16 protein-coding genes are annotated in these 19,670 nt (G+C 66.7%); 9 read left to right on the plus strand and 7 right to left on the minus strand.

The window, feature by feature from the left end; all coding sequences use genetic code 11:
* The first annotated feature begins 7 nt into the window (after nucleotides 1-7).
* Nucleotides 8-739 carry a metallophosphoesterase family protein gene (locus Q9235_RS07155; RefSeq protein ID WP_306226121.1) on the plus strand — a complete coding sequence of 244 codons (732 nt, stop codon included), beginning with the start codon at nucleotides 8-10 and terminating at the stop codon, nucleotides 737-739.
* Nucleotides 740-745: 6 nt separating this feature from the next.
* On the opposite strand, the gene Q9235_RS07160 is transcribed toward Q9235_RS07155, so the two are convergent.
* Nucleotides 746-1,615: a LysR substrate-binding domain-containing protein gene (locus tag Q9235_RS07160; protein ID WP_306226122.1), complete on the minus strand. Its 870-nt coding sequence runs from the start codon at nucleotides 1,613-1,615 to the stop codon at nucleotides 746-748.
* Between the two features lie 143 nt (nucleotides 1,616-1,758).
* Here Q9235_RS07160 and pbfA point away from each other — a divergent pair, with 143 nt between their 5' ends.
* Nucleotides 1,759-3,120 carry a (R)-1-hydroxy-2-aminoethylphosphonate ammonia-lyase gene (gene pbfA, locus Q9235_RS07165; RefSeq protein ID WP_306226123.1) on the plus strand — a complete coding sequence of 454 codons (1,362 nt, stop codon included), beginning with the start codon at nucleotides 1,759-1,761 and terminating at the stop codon, nucleotides 3,118-3,120.
* 11 nt (nucleotides 3,121-3,131) lie between these two features.
* Nucleotides 3,132-4,142, plus strand: a complete 1,011-nt coding sequence (locus tag Q9235_RS07170) for a 2-hydroxyacid dehydrogenase (RefSeq protein WP_306226124.1) — start codon at nucleotides 3,132-3,134, stop codon at nucleotides 4,140-4,142.
* Between the two features lie 2 nt (nucleotides 4,143-4,144).
* Here Q9235_RS07170 and purU read toward each other — a convergent pair whose 3' ends face one another.
* The 4 genes from purU to Q9235_RS07190 form a co-directional block, all read right to left on the minus strand.
* A complete protein-coding gene (gene purU, locus Q9235_RS07175; protein WP_306226125.1) occupies nucleotides 4,145-5,050 on the minus strand; it encodes a formyltetrahydrofolate deformylase in 906 nt (301 codons plus the stop codon).
* Nucleotides 5,051-5,065: 15 nt separating this feature from the next.
* Nucleotides 5,066-7,483, minus strand: coding sequence for a GcvT family protein (locus tag Q9235_RS07180; protein WP_306226126.1), 2,418 nt, complete (start codon nucleotides 7,481-7,483; stop codon nucleotides 5,066-5,068).
* 74 nt (nucleotides 7,484-7,557) lie between these two features.
* A complete protein-coding gene (locus tag Q9235_RS07185; RefSeq protein WP_306226127.1) occupies nucleotides 7,558-8,328 on the minus strand; it encodes a DeoR/GlpR family DNA-binding transcription regulator in 771 nt (256 codons plus the stop codon).
* 13 nt (nucleotides 8,329-8,341) lie between these two features.
* Entirely contained in the window at nucleotides 8,342-9,802 is a 1,461-nt protein-coding gene (locus Q9235_RS07190) for an NAD-dependent succinate-semialdehyde dehydrogenase (protein WP_306226128.1), read from the minus strand.
* 471 nt (nucleotides 9,803-10,273) lie between these two features.
* Between Q9235_RS07190 and Q9235_RS07195 the strand changes: the two genes are divergently transcribed.
* Both Q9235_RS07195 and Q9235_RS07200 read left to right on the plus strand, forming a co-directional pair.
* Complete coding sequence (locus Q9235_RS07195; protein ID WP_422678283.1) at nucleotides 10,274-10,714, plus strand: LysR family transcriptional regulator substrate-binding protein; 441 nt, start codon at nucleotides 10,274-10,276, stop codon at nucleotides 10,712-10,714.
* A gap of 42 nt (nucleotides 10,715-10,756) precedes the next feature.
* Complete coding sequence (locus Q9235_RS07200; RefSeq protein WP_306226129.1) at nucleotides 10,757-12,067, plus strand: amidase family protein; 1,311 nt, start codon at nucleotides 10,757-10,759, stop codon at nucleotides 12,065-12,067.
* Nucleotides 12,068-12,140: 73 nt separating this feature from the next.
* Here Q9235_RS07200 and Q9235_RS07205 read toward each other — a convergent pair whose 3' ends face one another.
* Complete coding sequence (locus Q9235_RS07205) at nucleotides 12,141-12,617, minus strand: hypothetical protein (protein WP_306226130.1); 477 nt, start codon at nucleotides 12,615-12,617, stop codon at nucleotides 12,141-12,143.
* A gap of 149 nt (nucleotides 12,618-12,766) precedes the next feature.
* On the opposite strand from Q9235_RS07205, the gene Q9235_RS07210 reads away from it, so the two are divergent.
* Nucleotides 12,767-13,228 (plus strand): hypothetical protein, encoded by a 462-nt coding sequence (locus tag Q9235_RS07210; protein ID WP_306226131.1) that lies wholly within the window; start codon nucleotides 12,767-12,769, stop codon nucleotides 13,226-13,228.
* Between the two features lie 55 nt (nucleotides 13,229-13,283).
* Here Q9235_RS07210 and Q9235_RS07215 read toward each other — a convergent pair whose 3' ends face one another.
* Nucleotides 13,284-13,919 carry a transposase gene (locus tag Q9235_RS07215; RefSeq protein ID WP_422678284.1) on the minus strand — a complete coding sequence of 212 codons (636 nt, stop codon included), beginning with the start codon at nucleotides 13,917-13,919 and terminating at the stop codon, nucleotides 13,284-13,286.
* 643 nt (nucleotides 13,920-14,562) lie between these two features.
* Between Q9235_RS07215 and Q9235_RS07220 the strand changes: the two genes are divergently transcribed.
* From Q9235_RS07220 to Q9235_RS07230, 3 genes are all read left to right on the plus strand, one after another.
* The gene (locus Q9235_RS07220; RefSeq protein WP_306226133.1) at nucleotides 14,563-15,411 is read left to right on the plus strand and encodes a hypothetical protein; all 849 of its coding nucleotides are present in this window, start codon (nucleotides 14,563-14,565) and stop codon (nucleotides 15,409-15,411) included.
* Nucleotides 15,412-15,543: 132 nt separating this feature from the next.
* Nucleotides 15,544-17,541, plus strand: a complete 1,998-nt coding sequence (locus Q9235_RS07225; protein WP_306226134.1) for a hypothetical protein — start codon at nucleotides 15,544-15,546, stop codon at nucleotides 17,539-17,541.
* Nucleotides 17,542-17,584: 43 nt separating this feature from the next.
* Nucleotides 17,585-19,669 (plus strand): type I secretion system permease/ATPase, encoded by a 2,085-nt coding sequence (locus Q9235_RS07230; protein ID WP_306226135.1) that lies wholly within the window; start codon nucleotides 17,585-17,587, stop codon nucleotides 19,667-19,669.
* Nucleotide 19,670 lies beyond the last annotated feature (1 nt).

Here is a 19,670-nt window from a genome sequence, read left to right on the forward strand (position 1 = left end):
GCCGGCTGTGCGTCTTGGAGTGATCGCCGATATCCATGGCAACCTGCCGGCGCTCCAAGCGGTGCTGGCGAAGCTCGATGCGCTCGCGCCGGATCGCATCGTCAATCTCGGCGATTGTGCCTCAGGCCCGCTCTGGCCGGCCGAGACGACAGCGCTGCTGAGATCACGGGCGATGAGCCATGTCCGGGGCAATCACGACCGGGCGATGGGCGCGACCTCGCCCGACGAACTCGGCACCTCGGATAGCTATGCCTGGCAGGCGCTCGATCCTGAGGCCCGCACCTGGCTCGCCGGCCTGCCGGTCGAAATCATGGTAGAGGGCGCGCTCTGCTTCCATGCCTGCCCAGGCAACGACTCGACCTATCTGATGGAGGAGGTCCGGAACGGCTATCTCGTGCCGTCGCCGATCCTAACGATCGAGCAACGCCTCGCCGGGCGGGCGGCACCCTTGATGCTCTGCGGGCACAGCCATCAAGCGCGCACGGCGAGGTTGAGCTCCGGCGCGGTGGTCCTCAATCCCGGCAGCGTCGGCAATCCGGCCTATCGCGATACGAAGCCTGCCCATGTCTCCGAAAGCGGCATGCCCCATGCCCGCTTCGCCATCGTCACGCTCGGCCTGGAGATCGCGGTCGAGCATCATCTCGCGGTCTATGATTGGGAGCGCTCGGCCCGGCGTGCCGAGGAGAGCGGGCGGGCCGATTGGGCTCATGCGCTTCGGACGGGAAGGGCGCTCCCCTAGCGCCGCTCACCCGCGCAAAGACCGCGCCAGCGCGAAGAAGGCCTGGATCGCCTTGCTGTTGCGGCGCTCATGCAGGCAGATCAGCTTCTCGTGCATCAGGAGCGGCGGCCCGGCGAGCGGGATGCGGACGAGCATGGGATCGTCCTCGCCGAATTCGGCAGCCGAGACGAAGCCGATTCCGCCGCCGGCCGCCACGATGGCGCGCACGGCCTCGCGCCCCTCAGCTTCGACCGCGTAGCTGAGGGCAACGCCCATTTCCGTCGCCCGCTGTTCCAGCAACTGGCGCGTGCGCGATCCACGCTCGCGTATGACCAGCGGCCAGCCTGCCAGCTCCGGCAATGAAAGCGCTGGATGCATCGCCGCCGGATGGCCCTTCGCCGCAAAGGCGATGATCGGCGAGACATTGAGCGGCAGCACTTCGAAAGGTCGCTCGTCCGCCAGTTCGCCGAGCACGCCGATCTCGGCATCGTAGCCGATCAGCGTCTCGACGATGCTGCCGGTATTGCCCTGCGCGATCGAGACCTGGATGCCGGGATGGCGTTCGCGGAAGTCGGTAAGCACATCGAGCACGTGATGCACGGAATCGGCGACGATCCTGAGCGCGCCAGTGCGCAGCGAACGCTCCTCCTGCAGGAGCTCCAGCGCCTCGCCCTCGGCCCCGAACAGGCGATGCGTCAAAGTGAGCAGCCTCTGCCCGGCCGGCGTCAGGACGATCTGGCGATGGCGGCGGCTGAACAGCGCGACGTCGTATTCCTCCTCCAGTTTCCGGACCTGATCCGAGATCGCCGGCTGGGTGAGGTTGAGCGCCAGCGCCGCCTTCGAGAAGCCCCCGGACAGCGCGACCTGATGGAACGCACGGAGCTGGACATAGCGCATGGCAGGCGGAACCTCGAGAAGCCAATCCTGAACGATATCGCTAAAATTTATACTTGGATATGAAATAGCGATTTTTCAGATCAATCCCGCGCAGGCATTGTAACTCTCGACAGCGCCCGACCGGCGCGAACCGAGACCTTGCCATGCGCGCCGAAACCGCCGCCATCGTCCACACCGAAGGCGAATCCAACACCTCCGCTGCTCGTAGCGACTGGTCGGCCGGCATCGGCGATGCTGGGACGCGCGAGTTGCTCGCGCGGGACTCCGCCGCCTTCCTGCATCAGAGCCTGTCCAGCCCGTGCCTCACGGCCATCGCCAAGGCGGAAGGCATCTGGATCGAGGACACGATGGGGCGCCGCTACATGGATTTCCATGGCAACAGCGTCCACCATATCGGCTATGGCCATCCCCGCCTGAAGGAGGCGATCAAGGCGCAGCTCGACGAACTCTGCTTCGCGCCACGCCGCTTCACCTGCGAGCCCGCCGTCGAACTGGCCGAGACGCTCGCACGGATGGCGCCGGGCGATCTCGGCAAGGTGCTCTTCACCACCGGCGGCTCGGACGCGATCGAGGTGGCGCTCCGGCTCGCGCGCGCCGCGACCGGCCGCTTCAAGACCCTGTCCTTCTGGGATGCCTTCCACGGTGCCGGCTTCGGCGCCTCAAGCGTCGGCGGCGAGGCGACCTTCCGCTCCGGCATTGCCGGCCCGTTATTGCCGGGCGCCGAGCATGTCGCGCCCTGGGGCACCCGCAACTGCGCCTATGGCCATGACAATCTGGAGGACTCGGCGCGCGCCTGCGCCCGCATGATCTCCTATGTGCTGGCGCGGGAAGGGGATGTCGCGGCCGTCGTCGCCGAGCCGATGCGGGCGACGCCGTATCCGCCGGCGCCCGGCTTCTGGAAGAGCGTACGCGAGGCCTGCGACCGGCACGGCACGCTGCTGATCTTCGATGAGATTCCGACCGGGCTCGGCAAGACCGGGCGCTTCTTCGCGCATGAGCATGACGACGTTCAGCCCGACATGGTCGTGCTCGGCAAGGCTTTGGGCGGCGGCATCCTGCCGATCGCCGCCGTGGTGGCGCGGCACGATCTCGATGTCGCCGGTGGCTACGCGATCGGCCACTACACCCATGAGAAGAACCCGGTCACCACCCGCGCTGCGCTGACCACGATCAACATCATCCGCGAGGAGGGGCTGACCGAGCGCGCTGCCGAGCTTGGCGCCTACGCGATGGAGCGCCTGCGGAACTTCGGCGCAAGCTGCCCGGCCGTCGGCGACGTGCGCGGGCGTGGCCTGCTGTTCGGAGTCGAGCTGGTCTCGGACCGCGATGCCTGGACGCCGGACAACGCCTTGGCCGAGCGCGTCTATTATCGCTGCCTTGAAGCGGGGCTCAGCTTCAAGATCAGCCAGGGCAATGTGCTGACCCTGTCGCCGCCGATGGTGATCGCGCGGGCCGATCTCGAACGCGCTCTCGGCATCGTCGAGCAGGCGATCCTGGCCGGCTGAGGAGGACGACGATGAAGGCTGTCCGCACCGACCGGGAGCTGGAATGCCCGGAGATCGACGCAGGGCTTCGCGCCCGCGGCGTCGAACTCGTCACGCTTCCCGACGGGGTTTCGCAGGAGGGGCTGATACGGGAGGTCGCCGACGCCGACCTGCTATTGATGTGCTACACGCCGGTGACTGCGCGGGTGATCGCGGCGGCGCCAAAACTCAGGGGCATCGTCAAATACGGCGTCGGCATCGACGCGATCGACATCCCCGCCGCGATCGCGCGCGGCATCCCTGTCGTCAACGTGCCCGAATATGCCGAGGAGACGGTCGCGGAGGGCGCCTTCGCGCTGATGATCGCGCTGGCGAAGCGCCTGCCGGAGATCGGCCGCGCCATGGATCGCGAAGGCTGGATCTGGCCGGCAGCGCGCTGGCTCGGCCGCGACATTTCCGGTGCGACGCTGGGCCTCGTCGGCACCGGCAAGATCGGGCGCAGCATGGCTCGCATGGCGGGGGAGGGGTTTCGCGCGCGCGTCCTCGGCTACGACCCGCATGTCGATGCCGCGACCATGGCCGCCTCCGGGATCGAGAAGGTCGATGATCTCCACGCGATGCTCCGGCGATGCGATCTCGTCTCGCTGCACAGCGTGCTCAACGACGCGACGCGCCACATCATCGGCCGGGCCGAGCTCGCCTGCCTCAGGCCCGATGCGATCTTCGTGAACGTCTCGCGCGGCGCGCTGATCGACGAGGCGGCGCTGGTCGAGGCGGTGCTGGCGGGCGAGCTCGGCGGCGTCGGGCTCGACGTCTACAGCCAGGAGCCGCTCGCACGCTACGGGCATCCGCTCAGCCCGTTGTTCGGCCGCGACGACGTTATCCTGTTCCCGCACCTGACCTTCTTCACCGCGGAGGCGATGCGGCGGCTCTCGGACGACACGCTGGCGCGCTGCTTCGAGATCCTCGACGGCCGGCCGGTTGAGATTCGCTCGCAGGACCCGCGCCTGCGGGCGCAGACGCGGAACGTCGCCTTCGCCTGAGCCTAGCGGAAGATCACCGTGCGGCGACCTGCCAGCATGACGCGGCGCTCGATATGGAGCTTGAGCGCTCGCGCCAGCACCACCGCCTCGATATCGCGACCGGCGCTGACCAGATCGTCCGGCGCCAGCGAATGATCGGCACGGCCGACGTCCTGGTCGATGATCGGGCCTTCGTCGAGATCGGGCGTGACGTAATGGGCGGTCGCGCCGATCAGCTTCACGCCGCGATCATAGGCCTGGTGATACGGCTTGGCGCCCTTGAAGCTCGGCAGGAAGGAGTGGTGGATATTGATCGCCCGTCCATCCAGCGCCTGGCAGAGATCGTTCGAGAGAACCTGCATGTAGCGCGCGAGCACGACCAGCGAGGAGTTCGTCTCCGCGACGATCTCCAGCAATCGCGCTTCCTGTTCGGCCTTGGTCGCCGGCGTGACCGGCAGATAGTGGAAGGGGATGCCGTAGCTCTTGGCCAGCGCCTCGAAATCGCGGTGATTGGAGACGATCGCCGGGATTTCGATGTTCAGGTTGCCGGTGGCCTGCCGGAACAACAGGTCGTTCAGGCAATGGCCGAAGCGCGAGACCATCAGCAGCACCCGCGCCGGAGCAGCGGCATCGATCGTGTCCCAGTCCATGCGGAACGTGCCAGCGATGCCGTCGAACTCGCGCCGAAACGCGGCCTCGTCGAAGCGCGCGCCCGCCGCGAAGGCGACGCGCATGAAGAAGCGGCCGTCGCGCGGATCGCTGAACTGCGCGCTCTCCAGGATATTGCAGCCCTGGCGGTAGAGCACGCCGCTGACGGCATGGACGATGCCGGGCCGGTCCTCACAGGACAGCGTCAGAATGTGGTCGGGCTTCTGCACCTTGAAGTCCCGCCCCGGGGCCGGAGCATGTGAGGAATGGGCCTCGGTCATGGTCGCGTTTCCCGGCTATGCCTTGCGGTCGAGCGGCGCCGTGAGGCTGGCGCTGACCGGAACGGCTGTGCCGGCGAGGTCGATAGACCAGCTCCGCGCATCGAGCCAGGTCTGGTCGATTGGCTGATCGCTTGAGGCCCAGCCCAGCGCCACGATGCCGTCCAGGCTCGCGCCGAAGGCGGCCGAGGTGATCTCGCCGACCGGCTTGCCATCCGCCAGGATCGCTTCGCCACCCCAGGCCATCTGCCCGTCCGGGCGCGGCCCGACAAGAGCGATCAGGCGTTTCGTGCGCGGCGCGGCCTTGGCGACGACCAGCGCCTCGCGGCCGAGGAACTCGCCCTTGTTGAGCTTCACCGCGAAGCCGAGGCCCGCTTCGTAAGGGTTGACGTCCGGGGTCAGCTCGCGGCCCCAGGCGCGAAAACCCTTCTCGATGCGCAGCGAGTCGACGGCGTAGTAGCCGGCGTCCACCAGTCCAAGATCGGCTCCGGCCTCGTGCAGCGCATCATAGATCGCGGCGGTGAACTCGACGGGAGCATAGAGCTCGAAACCGTCGCCGAGATAGGAGCGGCGGCAGGCCCAGGTCGTGGCATAGCCGATCGTGATCTTGCGGATCGCGTTGGCCGGGAAGTCGGCGAGGTCGAAGGAGGTCGGCGAGAGGCGGCTGAGGATCTCCGGCACCTTTGGTCCTGCGAGCGAGAGCACGGCATAAGACGAGGTCACGTCGGTCAGCGTCACGCCCTCGGGGAGCTGGCGCCTGATCCAGTGCGCGTCGCGCGTCGCCTGGGCGGTACCTGTCAGCAGGAGATAGGTGTCGGGAGCGATCCGGGCGGCGGTGAGATCGCTCTCGAATGTACCTCGGGCATTGAGCAGCGCTGTATAGACGGAGGTGCCGACCGGCACGGCGACATCGTTGGCGGCGAGGCGCTGCAGGGCGGCCTCGGCCTGCGGCCCCTGCAGCAGGAATTTTGCGAAGCTCGACATGTCGACGAGCCCGGCCGCTTCGCGGCAGGCTCGGTGTTCGGCCGCGACGGTCTCGAACCAGTTCTGCGGCCCGAAGGAATAGCCGATCGTGCGCTCGGCTTCGGTGCGGGCGAAATAGTTCGCGCGCTCCCAGCCCATCTTCGAGCCGAAGACGGCGCCCTTGGCCGCAAGCCGGTCATAGAGCGGCGAGCGCCGGAAGGGGCGGGCGGTGTCGAGCTCGCGGTTCGGCCAGGGCATGGCGTAGTGCAGCCCGAGCGTCTCCTTGATGCGGTCCTTCAGCCAAGCCGGGTTGCTGTTGAAATCGGCGAAGCGGCGGATGTCGACGGGCCAGAGATCGCTCGTCGCCTCGCCCTCGACGATCCATTCGGCCAGCGCCCGGCCGGCGCCGCCGGCCGAGGCGATGCCCATCGAGTTGAAGCCGGCGCCGATATAGACGCCGGCCACCTCGGGCGCCTCGCCGAGCAGGAAGTTGTTGTCCGGCGTGAAGCTCTCGGGGCCGTTGAGGAAGGTCTTGATCTCGGCGGTCTCCAGCGCCGGCACGCGCTGCAGGGCGTTCTCCATCAGGATGCCGAACTGGTCCCAGTCGTCGGGCAGGAGCTGGAATTCGAACGGGTAGGGGATGCCGTCCATGCCCCAGGGTTTGGCGTCGGGCTCGAACCCGCCCATGACGAGGCCGCCGACCTCCTCCTTGAAGTAGATATAGCCGTCGGGATCGCGCATCACCGGCAGGTCCGGCGAGACGCCGGCGATCTTGCCGGTGACGATGTACATATGCTCGGCCGAATGCAGCGGCACCGAGACGCCGCACATCTGCCCGATCGTGCGCGACCATTGCCCGGCGCAGATCACCAGCACCTCGCATTCGACCCGGCCCTGATCGGTTTGTACGGCCTTGACCCGGCCCTTCTCCGTCTCGATCCCGGTGACGCGGATGCCCTCGCGCACGGTCGCGCCGCCGCTGCGGGCGCCGCGCGCCAGCGCCTGCGTGATGTCGGAGGGGTTGGCCTTGCCGTCACCGGGCAGCCAGACGCCGCCGACGAGATCGTCGGTGCGCATCACCGGCCATTTCTCGCCGGCCTCCTGTGGGCTCAGCTCCTCGATCTCGACGCCCTGTGCTCGCGCCGCGGAGATCGTCCGGCGCAATTGCGTCATCCGCTCCTCGGTGCGCGCGACCGAAACCGAGCCGCAGCGCTTCCAGCCGGTGGCGAGCCCGGTCTCGCTCTCGAGCGAGGCGTAGAGTTCCGTCGAATAGCGGATCAGGCGCGTCATGCTGGACTGGCTGCGGAGCTGACCGACAAGGCCGGCCGCATGCCAGGTCGTGCCCGAGGAGAGGCGCCCCTGTTCCAGCAACAGCACGTCGCGCCAGCCGAGCTTGGTCAGGTGATAGGCGACCGAGCAGCCGATGATGCCGCCGCCGATGATGACGACACGAGATTGGGTGGGAATGGACATGAGCGCCTCCGCGATAAAAGGCAGCTTAGCGCGGCGAATTCAGAAAACAACAAAAAACCACAAAAACGGGCAAGCTATCCGGCGTGAATTTGAACCCCTTGCTCGGCCAGTTTCGCCGCGAGCGGGGCGGGCGGGGCCTGATCGACCAGCAGCCCGGCGCAAGCCTTGTCGCTGCCGATACGGCTGGGCAGGACGAGCCCGAACTTGCTGTTGTCGGCCATCAGGAAGCCCTGCTCGGCCGCGTTCAGCAGGGCGGTGCGGGTTGCGGCGCCGGCGCGGGTATAGTCGGTCAGGTGCCCGTCCGGATCGACGCCACCGACGCTGACGAAGGCGAAATCGGCGGAAAGCCGCGCGATTGCTCGCAACGTCTCCGGGCCGGTCGTCGCATCCTCGTTGCGGTCGAATTCGCCGCCGATCAGGAAGACGCGGGTACCCGCGAGCCTGCTGACAAGCCGGGCGTTCTCCAGCGAGGTGGTGTGTACGATCAGGCGCTTGCGGTCGGAGCGGGCCAGGGCCCGTGCCAGCGCCTCGGTCGTCGTGCCGGAATCGAGCAGGACGGTCATGCCGTCGCCGATCAGCGAAACCGCGAGATCGGCGATCGTCTCCTTGCCGGCGCGATTCACCGTTCGGCGGCTGGCGAAGGAGGCTTCCGAACGCTCGTTGCGGATCGCTCCGCCATGGACGATCGCGAGCAGGCTCCCGGCCGACAGCGCCTTGAGATCGCGCCTGATCGTCTCGCGCGAGACATCGAGCGCCTGCGCCAACTCCTCCACCGTGACGGAGCCCGTCTCGTCGAGCTTCGCCAGGATGGCGTTGTGCCGTCTTGCTGCGATGTCGCGTGTCATGGCCGCGGGATCGCTAGGCCGAAGCCCCGATCCCGCCGATGCAGGTATATTTCACGTCGAGATAGTCCTGCAGGCCGTATTTCGAGCCTTCCGAGCCGAGGCCGGATTCCTTGACGCCGCCGAAGGGCGCGACCTCGGTGGTCACAAGCCCCTCGTTCACGCCGACGATGCCGTATTGCAGCGCCTCCGAGACGCGGAAGGTGCGGCCGAGATCGCGCGTGTAGAAATAGCAGGCGAGCCCGTACTCGGTGTCGTTGGCGAGGCGGATGGCTTCCTTTTCGGTCTCGAAGCGGAAGACCGGGGCCACCGGCCCGAAGATCTCCTCGCGGGCGAACTGCATGGCGCTGGTCGCGCCGGCGATAACGGTCGGCTCGTAGAAGCTGAGCCCCAGCTCCGAGCGCTTGCCGCCGGTCGCGACGGTGCCGCCCTTGGCCTTGGCGTCGGCCACCATCTCCTCGACCTTGGCGAGCGCCTTGTCGTCGATCAACGGCCCTTGCGTCACGCCGGCTTCGAGACCGGAGCCGAGTTTGAGCTTGCGGGTTGCGGCCGCCAATTTCTCGACGAAGGCGTCGTAGATGCCGGCCTGCGCGTAGAAGCGGTTGGTGCAGACGCAGGTCTGGCCGGAATTGCGGAATTTTGCGGCGATCGCGCCCTCGACCGCCCGGTCGAGATCGGCATCGTCGAAGACGATGAAGGGGGCGTTGCCGCCGAGCTCCATCGAGACCTTCTTGACCGTCTCGGCCGCCTGCTTCAGCAGCACCTTGCCGACCGGGGTCGAGCCGGTGAAGGTGATCTTGCGCACCAGCGGATTGCCGGTGAGCTCGCCGCCGACGGTGCGGGCGTCGCCCGTCACGACATTGACGACGCCGGCCGGGATGCCGGCCTTCTCGGCGAGGATGCCCCAGGCCAGTGCCGAATAGGGCGTCTGCGAGGCCGGCTTGGCGACGACGGTGCAGCCGGCGGCCAGAGCCGGGCCGATCTTGCGGGCCAGCATCGAGGAGGGGAAGTTCCAGGGCGTGATCGCGCCGACCACGCCGAGCGGCTGCTTGGTCACGATGATGCGCCGGTCGGCCCAGGGCGAGGGGATGACGTCGCCATAGACGCGCCGCGCTTCTTCGGCGAACCAGAGCACATAGGCCGCGCTCATGCCGACCTCGCCCTTGGCCTCGGCCAAGGGCTTGCCCTGCTCGCGGGTCAGGAGTTCGGCCAGCGCGTCCTGATGCTTCAGGATTTCGTCGGCGAGCTTGCGCAGCAGCACCGCGCGCTCCTGCGCGGTCTTGGCGGCCCAGGCCGGGAAGGCGGCATGCGCAGCCTCGATCGCGGCGCGCGTTTCCTCGACGCCGGCCGAGGGGACGGTGCCCATCGACTTGCCGGTCGCCGGGTTGGTGACATCGATCGTTCCGCCGGATGCCTTGTCCAGCCAGCGCCCGCCGACGAAGATCGCGTCGCGCTTGAAATCGCTCCACTGGGACATGATTCAGCCTTTCGGAAATGCGGGAAGGCGCAGGCCGTGGGTCGTCGCCTGCGCAGGGCGGGCTCTGACGATGCGGGGCTGCGGACGAGATATCACCGGTCCTTTCTAGAGCATTTTCACGCGAAATGGACACCGGTTCGCGTGAAGAAAATGCGATAAAACAAGGCGCTGGAGCAATTTCACGATCAGGGGAATGCGGGATGGCTCGCCTTGGCCGCCGACATCGCGGAGACAGGCCAGCCCGGAGCGGCTGGAACTCCATCAAGCGCCCCGCGAAGAAAAACTTGTCGCTGGCGATCGAAATATTCCGTTCGTGGGGCTGGGCGTCCTCCGGGGTATTTTTGAACCCAAGGCGGCCGCTGATCTGCCTGCCAGTGGCCTCTCGACAACAATTCGCAGCATGACGGCGCTCCTTCCGGGGCGTGCGATCCCGTTCTGCATGAAGGCATCAGCAAGCGCGATATCGGCTCGATGCAACTGGGATGGGTCGGGCTGCCTGAAGATTGCCGCGGGACCGCGGTGCCTTTCTCGATCCATGATCTCGTCTCCCGGCCGATCGTGACGATGACGCGCGGTTCGCAGCCGCACCGCACCTTGCTGGAAGCCTGCCGAAGGGCCGGCGCCAACCCGATGACCGTGCATTGCGTCGGCTCGATCGCCGCCATCGTGCGCTGGATCCGCGGCGGTTTCGGCATTGCCACCCTGCCGCTGGCGACCATTTACGCCGGGCTGGCAGTCGGTACGCTGGCAACGATTCCCTCCAAGGTCGATCTCGGGCCGATGCGGCTCGTGGTCAGCTATCGCGAGGGTCCGGCAAGTGACGCTGCCGAAGGCGTGGCAAAGCTCATCGCCGGGGAGGCGATGCGCTTTGCTTCCGCTGTCGGCGCCGGCCTCGCGCGTCCGCTCGAATGAGCCGTTTCCGCGGCTGACCTGGTTACGCAAGAAGGTGTTCCGATGACCGAAAGCTCCCGCCCGTCCGCCGCCGATCGCCTCGACCAGGCATTCGCGCGGATCCGCGATCCCAAGCTCGAAGGCGGGAAGGTCTTCACGACCCTCTATGAAGCCTCGGCGCGGCGCGAGGCCGAGGCCTCCGACGCCCGGGTCGCGGCCGGCAACCCGCTGGGGCCGCTGGATGGGCGCATCGTCTCGATCAAGGACCTGTTCGACGTGGCAGGCGAAACGACGCGCGCCGGCGCCGCCGTCCTGCGCCGCCAGCCGCCGGCCAGTGCCGATGCCCCGATCGTCCGGCGCCTGCGCGCCGCGGGTGCCGTCATCGTCGGCAAGACGCAGATGACCGAATTCGCCTTCTCGGCGCTCGGCACCAATTCCCATGATCCCGTCGCCGGCAATCCGCATGACCGCAGCCGCGCGCCGGGCGGCTCGTCCTCGGGCGCCGTGGTTTCGGTGGTCGACGGCATGGCCGAGATCGCGATCGGCAGCGATACCGGCGGCTCGATCCGCATCCCCTCGGCCCTGACCGGCGCGGTCGGCTTCAAGCCGACCTCCGGCCGCGTGCCGACGACCGGTGCCTTCTCGCTCTCCAGCACGCTCGATACGGTCGGCCCCATCGCCCTGAGCGTCGCCGATTGCGCCATCACCGACGCTGTCCTCGCCGGAGAGAGGCAGTCGCCGCTCGCTCCGCGGCCGCAGGCCCGCTTCGTGGTCGCGCGCGGGCGCCTGTTCGACGCGATGGAGGGCGAGGTCGCCGAGGCGTTCGAGGCCGGGCTGGAGCGGCTGCGCCGCGCTGGCCTCAGCGTCGAGGAGGGCTCGCTCGACCCGCATCTCGATGCTCTGGCCGCGCTCGACAAGATCGGTGGCTTTCCATCGATCGAGCTTGGCGCGACGCTGCGCGATCTCGGCGTCGACAGCCTCGACGAGGTCGATCCCAAGACGCGCGTGCGCATCGAACTGGGCGCTGGCATCCTCGGCGTCGACTATGTCCGCATGCAGCGTCGGCGCGCGGCGGCCGTCGCGGCCTTTGCAGCGGCGATGACCGACGAGACCGTCTATCTCCTGCCGACGACCCCGATCCGGGCGCCGCTCCTGGCGTCTGTCGCGGATGATGCCGGCTTCCATCACGCCAACGGCCTCGTGCTGCGCAATCCCCGCATCGGCAACCTGCTCGACACACCTTCGCTCTCGCTGCCGCTGCCGGTTCCCGCAGGAGCACTTCCGGCCGGGATGATGCTGATCGGCCGGCGCGGGGCCGATCGTGCCTTGCTGGCGATGGCGGCAGGTGTCGAGACGGCGCTGGCTCGCGCATAAGGGCAGAGGAGAGCGGAGGCCGGCTATCCGGCTTCCCCGCTCCGCTGGCGATCGTCGCCCGGCGCGGTCGCAGCTATTTCTCCGGCCCACTCATCGCGGCTTCCAGGACGGGCATCAGGTCCCAGATCCGGCGATTGAGCGCGTGGAGATCCTGGATCGTGCGTGCGATCTCCTCCAGCCGGTCGTCGTCGACGGGCTTGCGCAGGCCGAAGCGCAGGTTGCCGCGGTTCTCCTCCACCTTCATGTGCTGGGTATGGGTAATCTCGCCCTCGGCATCGATGACGAAGGTCGCGTGGCTGAGATCGTTGCGCAGCCGCGTCGCGCCCGAGAAGCGCTCGACGATATCGTTGAGTTCGTTGCGGACGGCCTTGTCGAGCGGGGCGATCTTGGCGAGGCGCTGCACCAGGTCGAGTCGCGCCCGCGTCGTGTTCAGCGTGGCGAAGACGATGGCCGCCGCCCGCTCGTCCGTGCGGAGCAGCAGCATCAGCAGGTAGATGAACAGGCTCTCGTCGTTCGACCACGTAAGATTCAGGTCGCCTACGAGGTTCATGAAGGCTAGCCTGCGCGTGGAGGAACGCCGCGCTGAAATGATGTCCAGCGCGTCGAAATCCGGGCGGGGCGGCAGGACTGATGATCCCTTCGCGGGCCTGCGCATGAGCACCCCCTTCAGGGCGAGGTTTCGAGGCGGGCGGGGACGCCATGTTCGAGCTGCTCAAGATCCGCAGGGCGCGGCGGCTGGCTCAGGCCACGCTTGACCCCTTTCTGCGCGGGGCATCGGGCGGCGGCGACGGCCTGCAGGCGGGCGACTGGCTGCATCCCCAGATCATCGGCTTCCTCGCGACGCTCGTCACGCTGGTCGCGCAACGCGATTGCGGCCCGATGCGCAGCCACGCGCTCGCCGCCGTGCAGGCGGATGTCCTGAACGCGGTGACCGAGATCGGGCCCGAGCTGATCGGGGAGGAGATCTGCTTGTGGAGCAGCCGCGGCGATCCGGCTTTCGCGGCCGGCGTCGGTGGCGCGGCGGCGTTTCTGGAAGCCATGTCGAACCGAGGTGCCGATCCGGATGGTGACGAAGCAACGGATGCGGCGCTCGCCTTGCTCTGGGAGGAGCATGTCGGCCTTGTGCTCGCGCGGGCGCGAGGCAGGCGCCCGGATGCTTGAGGGCGTGACGATGGGTGCCGTGGCGCAAGACCGGTATCGTGGCTGCGCGGGGACCCTAGAGCCGGGCATCGTCATGGCCGCAACTGCCCATCTGCTGTTCCGGCTCGTCGAACAAGCTCAGTTGGAGCTGCGGCTCTGCGGCTGCCTCGAAACGTGCGGCGGGCCGGTGGGAGGACGAAGAATAAGCCAGCAATCGGTGAAGTGCGTCGAAAAAAACAGCGTCGCTGCAGGGCGAGGCGAGATTGTCGAGAGCACTGAGGAAGCGCTGGTAGCGTGCCCGGTACACCGCCTGTCCCGGCTGGGGCGGCGATGCAGTTTCCTGCAGGGGAGAACGGATGTCGAGCGGTGGCCAGGCGGCGGGCGGCGGCGGATCGGCAAGCTCGTCTCCTGGCGCGAGCGCTGCCACGATCTTCCCTTTCAGGTGCCAGGCCGTCCGGACGGAAATGCCGAGAATCTGCCCTAGCTTTTGCGAACTGAGGCGGTGGCTGCTCGACATGAGCAGATAGAGCCCCTGCAGCCAGACATGCATCGGGACATGGCTGTTCTGGAAGATCGTGCCGTGCCTCACCGTGAAGGGCTTGCGGCAGCCATAGCATTTCCAGGTGCCGATCGAGCAGCTCGATCCGCTCAGCCGGCCGAGGCGGGAGCTTTCCCGGCAATGAGGACAAACCGGCCCGTCGCGCCAGACCAATGTCTCCAGCGAACGAAAGGCGGCTTGTTCGTCGTGCAGGCGGACGGCATTCGGCATAGCCAGCCTCCGGCGCGCAGCAGTGAGACGATCTCTGGGTCGGTAAAAGTCAATAATCGGTTAACGCAGGGTAGTTATTCGACACGTTGACGCATCCCGTGCGTCATGGCTCTTTATAGCAACGGATCGCCTCCGAGGAAACAAAAATCACAAGAGGCCATCCAGCTTAGTTTCTGAAATCACGGCCTTGTTACGTCGAAAAAAGCGCGATCGATGGTGATCGCGAAGCGTATATATATTTTATATTTTCAAAGATTAATACGGATTAACTCTAGTGCATATAATCAATTCTTTGAGTTCGTCATTCAGTTCGGTGGGTTGCTTCAGAATAAAAATAACAAATGAAGACAAAACCGGAATGAATGTTCCGCAGTAAGCGACCGGGAGTGACGCCAATGATTTAGCACCGCGACTAGCCGGGCTCGAAACCCGGGAACGGAAGGATGTTTCGCTGAATCGGCGAGACGAATGTCCAGAATGCATCGTGTTTTCATTCAATCGACATCGCTTGTGACGGAACGCGCAGCGCAGAAGAGAAGCGCATCACCGGCACGCCGCGATGTCTCCTGAACAGCAGGAGCGTGTCATGAGTGGCGGAAACAACGGCGGCAATCACGGCGGCGGCAACGGCGGCGGCGGCAACAACAACGACGATCAGGCCCAGGGCCAGCTCCAGGGGCAGGCCGAACTGCAGGCCCAGTTGCAAGGACAGGGCCAGGGACAGGGACAGGGTCAGGGCCAGGGCCAGTCGCAGGGTCAATCGCAGTATGCCGGGCAGGCCGTCGAGACCGACGTCTGGAATGCCAACGGTAATCTCAATGGCAACGAGAATCTCAACGGCAATGGCAATCTCAATGCCAACGGCAACCTCAACTACAACGAGGTCACCAACGACATCAACAATAGCGTCAACACCTGCGTCGACGTGAACGTGAAGGTCAACGTCGATGCGAATTCGTACGAGCCGCCGACCCCGGCCGGCCCGATCGATCCCGATAACATCGACATCGAAACGATCTCCGGCATCAGCAACTCGATTATCATGCCGGATGTCGTCTGGCAGTCGGTCACGACCGGCAACGCGTTCAATCTCGACCAGGTCAACAACCTGACCGACAACGACACGCTGTCGAGCCCGAACGTCAGCTACAATGCTGGCGGGTTGGCTGATGCGGGCTGCTATGATCTCTGCGGCTCCGATGCGAGCGCGGTCGGCGACTTCACGATGACCGCTGGCGCGACCGGTGGTGTCGCGTCTGCCAGCATCGGCTCCCTCAGCGGCGATGACGGCGACTTCGGCGGCTCCGGCGCGGCTACGGCTGCGGCCAGCGTCAACCAGGAGGCCTTTACCCAGTCGATCGTCCAGGGTGCGAACATCCAGTTCAATTCCGCCGATGTGACGATGGTCGCCGGGGACGCCTACGACTCCCTGTAAGACCTGATCAGACCAGAGAGCCGCGCGGGTTGCCCTGCGCGGTTTTCGCTCTGGGTTTCTTTCCCCTCATGCGCGATATGCGCGTGGTATCTTCCCGCCCGGTGCGAGCCGGACGCAGCGGAGGATCGTGCCATGCAGGCCGGCGGCATTACCGAGACCATCTGGCACTTCATCGGCTATCTGCATCTCGCCGACTCGGTGGCGCGCGCGCCCGTCTTCTATGACGGCGATCCGTCGCCATCGCTTCCGCTCGATCCTGGCGACCTCGCCCCCGAGCCGATCCGCGGCCTCGCCTTCGACGAGCTGGTCTCGCTTCCGACCGTGATCCAGGAGCCGCTGGCGGCGAATCCGCAGGCGAGCCTGAGCCAGGCCCTGTCGCCGGCCGGTCTCGGGAATCCGGGACGGCTCTTGCCGGCTTTGCCACCGCCGCTGAAGCCCATCCCGTTCCAGGTCCAGGAACAAAGCGTCGGTTTGCCTGCGACGCAGCGTGTCATCACCGCCGAATACCGGGAAGGCGGCATCGAGAACCTGATTCAGATCCGCCAGGTCAATATCCAGAACGACCGCGACCTGATCACCTCCGATGATATCCGATACGCCGATGGCAGCGTCGTGATTCCCGAGGAGTTGCAACTCGCCGGCCGCTTTGCCGACCTGATTGGCGAGGCGAACGCGGTCGCACCGGACGGCATCCCCGACATGACGACGGCTCTCCAGTTCGGAACCGAGAGCGTCGTCGCGATGGTCTCCGGCCGTGACGCGGCCTGGGCCGAGACCGGCAGCCCCTATCCGGATGGCCGCCCGACGGAGCCGGTGCCGCAGGGGCGCATCGTCGACGGCGTCGCCAATGCTCCCGATCCATACGCGCCGACCGTGCTCGACATCGCGCCTTGGCGCCCGGAGGAGACGCCTGACGACGCGCCGGGGGAGCGCGTCGTCGAGGCGAAGCTCGATCATGCCGGTCCGACCGGAGGCGTCGCGACGCTGGCCGAGACCGGCCTCAACTCACAGGTCAATGCTGCCCTGATCTTCGACGCCAACGAGGCCGTCGGCTCGATGATGGTCGGCGGAGACTATTTCTACAGCCGCGGCATCGTCCAGGTGAACATCCTGGTCGACAACGACCAGGTCGATATCGCCGTCGCGGGTGACCTCTCGCCGATCGCGAAGACCGCGGGCAACGAGGTCCACAACATCGCCGAGTTCATCACGCATGAATCGACGATCAGCGTCCGTGGCGCGGCTGGTACCCCGCAATGGGTCGTCGACGTCACGCCGGGCGACTTCTACGACGTGAAGTCGATCGTCCAGTTCAACGGGCTCGACGACAACGACCGCACCGTGCAGGCCGGGGGCGGCACCTATTTCAACCTGGGCACAGGCGAGAATCAGCAGCTCAACCTGACAAAGATCTTCGGGGTCGACCGCTACGACATCATCATCATCGGCGGAGACTATCACCGGGCCGACTGGATCTATCAGTACAACATCATGCTCGACCCCGATTCCGCCAAGCTCTTCAGCACCGGCGGAGAGGGTAGCGAGACCACGGTCACCACGGGCTTCAACAGCCTGACCAACAAGGCCACCATCGAGAGCTACGACGCGCCGGCTTTCAAGCCGATGCTCGATGCGCATGAAGACCTGATGGGGCTTCTCGCCGACGGCACGACGATCCTCGTCCCGGACGCCGACTGGCAGCTTTACGGCAGTGCCTCCGGCACGCTGCGGGTTCTCTACGTCCCGGGCGACTACTATGACGTCAACGTCATCACGCAGGTGAATTTCCTGGTCGATGGCGACCAGTCCATCCAGGCCAGTGCCAACGAAGGCACGGTGCAAGGCGTCGCGGCAGGCGGCAACAGCGCCCTCAACGAAGCCATCATCGTCGATCCCGGCCTCCTCTCGACCTCCAACTATCTCGGCGGCGAGGCCTATGAGGAGGCCGTGCTGATCCAGGTCGACATCGTCACCGACAGCGACACCGTGACGATCCGCGACACGACCACACTGGTGCCCGAGCTCGTCGCTTTCGCCACGCAGGCGGCCCAGGAGCCGGAGCCCGATTGCCCGCCCGCGCAGACCGTCGATCCCCAACAGGATCATCTGACGTCGAGCATCATGGTTTGAGACGTAGGAACTGGACGGGGCGGAAAGAGGACGGGGACGGGGCATGAGCGAGAAAAGCGAAGCATCGCCGGCAACACCGATCGCGGGCGGTCACGCGCCGGTTCGCGTGCTCGGTCTGCCGCCGGCGATCGGCCTGGCAGGTGCCAGGCTGGAGGGCACTGCCAACAGCAACAGCCGCATCGGCCTGACGCCGGTCGAGCCGGCACCGCTCCCGAAAGACGATGGCCCGCGCGCCGATGCACGCAGTGACGGGCAGCCGGCCCCGGAGCGGGTCCTGCTGCGTCCAAAAACGGAGGCTGAGGCGCCGAAAACCGCGCTTGGCGGCGATCGCGGCGGCAAGGGCAGCGGCGGGGGAGGTGGTGGCGGTGGAGGCGGCGGGTCGGGCCGCGGCACGCCGATCGAGCAGCGCCTCGGAGATCGCGACTTCAAGCAGGTTCTCGGCCAGGGCCTTTCCGGCGCGCGGCACAACCTGGTGATCGTGGCGGTGTTCTCCGTCGTGGTGAACACGCTGGTGCTCGCCGTGCCGATCTATCTCTTCCAGATGTCGGATCGCGTGCTCACAAGCCGCAGTCTCGACACGCTGATCATGCTGTCGCTGATCGTGATGGTCGCGATCGGCGCGCATGTGCTGCTCGACATGGTGCGCCGCTTCATCCTGATGCGCGTGGCGGTCGATGTCGAAAGCCGGCTCGGCGGGCCCGTGCTCGCGGCCGCGGCCAAGGCCGCGCAGACCGGCTCCAACCGCGAATTCCAGACGCTGGCCGATCTCCAGCAGATCCGCAGTTTCCTGACCGGCCCGGTGATCCTGACGATGCTCGATGCGCCGACGGCGCCGATCTACCTGCTGGCGGTCTACCTGATCCACCCGCATCTCGGCTACATCGTCACCATCGCGGCGGTGGTGCTCTTCGTCATCGCCTATTTCAATCAGCAGTTCACCGCCGTGCCCTTCGCGCGCTCCAGCGTCTTCACCACGCGCGCGAACCTCCAGTCGGAAGCGATGTCCCGCAACGCGCAGGTGATCAACGCCATGGGCATGATCCCCGAGGGCGTGGTGATGTGGGGCCGCGAGACCGCGGAATCCCTCAAGGCCCAGGTCAGCGCCCAGGACCGCAACATCGCGATGACCGGCGCCTCCAAGTTTTTCCGGCTGGGCACGCAGGTCGCGATGCTCGGCTGGGGCGCCATGCTATCGCTCGAAGGGCAGTTGACCGGCGGCATGGTGATCGCCTCGTCGGTCGTCGCCGGTCGGGCGCTGGCGCCGATGGAAGGCACGATCGAGGGCTGGCGCAGCTTCATCCATGCCCGCGCCGCCTTCCAGCGCGTCAAGGCGCTGCTCCAGGCCTCGCCGCTCAATCTCGACCGGCTGAAGCTGCCGAGCCCGAAGGGCCGCCTTGACGTCGAGCGCATCCTCTATGTGCCGCCGCCGAACAAGAAGGTCATCCTGAACGGCATCAGCTTCAGCCTCGAGCCGGGCGACTCGCTCGCCATCGTCGGCGCCTCCGGCTGCGGAAAGTCGACGCTAGCCCGCATGCTCGTCGGCTCGATCTCGCCGACGGCCGGCACGGTCCGCCTCGACCGGATGGAGCAGCGCAACTGGGATCCGCGCCAGTTCGGCGAGAATGTCGGCTACCTCCCGCAGGACGTTCAGCTCTTTCCGGCCTCGATCAAGGCCAATATCGCCCGCATGCGCGAGGACGCCTCCGACGCCGATGTCTTCGAGGCGGCCGAGATTGCCGATATCCACGAGATGATCGCCCAGTTCACCCATGGCTACGAGACGCAGATCGGCATCGACGGCGCCCCGCTCTCCGGCGGGCAGAAGCAGCGTCTCGGCCTGGCGCGAGCCTTCTACGGCAATCCCCGGCTGGTCGTGCTGGACGAGCCGAACTCCAATCTCGACGTGCTGGGCGAGGCCGCTCTCGCCCGCGCCTTTGAGCGGGCGAAGACACGCGGCATGACCGTGGTCGCGGTGACGCAGCGGCCGTCCCTGCTGCGCAGCGTCGACAAGATCATGATGATCAAGGACGGCGCTGTGCAGGCCATCGGCAACCGTGACGAGATCCTGCCGATGATCGTCGGCCAGCGCAGCATCGATGGCGGCACGCCGCGGCCGCAGCCGCAATAGC

Origin of the sequence: Bosea beijingensis, from assembly GCF_030758975.1 — a bacterium.
GTDB lineage: Bacteria > Pseudomonadota > Alphaproteobacteria > Rhizobiales > Beijerinckiaceae > Allobosea > Allobosea beijingensis.

What these genes read in the sequence shown, in the direction of transcription:
- Q9235_RS07160 (WP_306226122.1), bottom strand. Translation starts at nt 1,615, where the DNA reads ATGCGCTATGTCCAGCTCCGTGCGTTCCATCAGGTCGCGCTGTCCGGG.
- pbfA (WP_306226123.1), top strand. Translation starts at nt 1,759, where the DNA reads ATGCGCGCCGAAACCGCCGCCATCGTCCACACCGAAGGCGAATCCAAC.
- Q9235_RS07170 (WP_306226124.1), top strand. Translation starts at nt 3,132, where the DNA reads ATGAAGGCTGTCCGCACCGACCGGGAGCTGGAATGCCCGGAGATCGAC.
- purU (WP_306226125.1), bottom strand. Translation starts at nt 5,050, where the DNA reads ATGACCGAGGCCCATTCCTCACATGCTCCGGCCCCGGGGCGGGACTTC.
- Q9235_RS07180 (WP_306226126.1), bottom strand. Translation starts at nt 7,483, where the DNA reads ATGTCCATTCCCACCCAATCTCGTGTCGTCATCATCGGCGGCGGCATC.
- Q9235_RS07185 (WP_306226127.1), bottom strand. Translation starts at nt 8,328, where the DNA reads ATGACACGCGACATCGCAGCAAGACGGCACAACGCCATCCTGGCGAAG.
- Q9235_RS07190 (WP_306226128.1), bottom strand. Translation starts at nt 9,802, where the DNA reads ATGTCCCAGTGGAGCGATTTCAAGCGCGACGCGATCTTCGTCGGCGGG.
- Q9235_RS07195 (WP_422678283.1), top strand. Translation starts at nt 10,274, where the DNA reads ATGCAACTGGGATGGGTCGGGCTGCCTGAAGATTGCCGCGGGACCGCG.
- Q9235_RS07200 (WP_306226129.1), top strand. Translation starts at nt 10,757, where the DNA reads ATGACCGAAAGCTCCCGCCCGTCCGCCGCCGATCGCCTCGACCAGGCA.
- Q9235_RS07205 (WP_306226130.1), bottom strand. Translation starts at nt 12,617, where the DNA reads ATGAACCTCGTAGGCGACCTGAATCTTACGTGGTCGAACGACGAGAGC.
- Q9235_RS07210 (WP_306226131.1), top strand. Translation starts at nt 12,767, where the DNA reads ATGTTCGAGCTGCTCAAGATCCGCAGGGCGCGGCGGCTGGCTCAGGCC.
- Q9235_RS07220 (WP_306226133.1), top strand. Translation starts at nt 14,563, where the DNA reads ATGAGTGGCGGAAACAACGGCGGCAATCACGGCGGCGGCAACGGCGGC.
- Q9235_RS07225 (WP_306226134.1), top strand. Translation starts at nt 15,544, where the DNA reads ATGCAGGCCGGCGGCATTACCGAGACCATCTGGCACTTCATCGGCTAT.
- Q9235_RS07230 (WP_306226135.1), top strand. Translation starts at nt 17,585, where the DNA reads ATGAGCGAGAAAAGCGAAGCATCGCCGGCAACACCGATCGCGGGCGGT.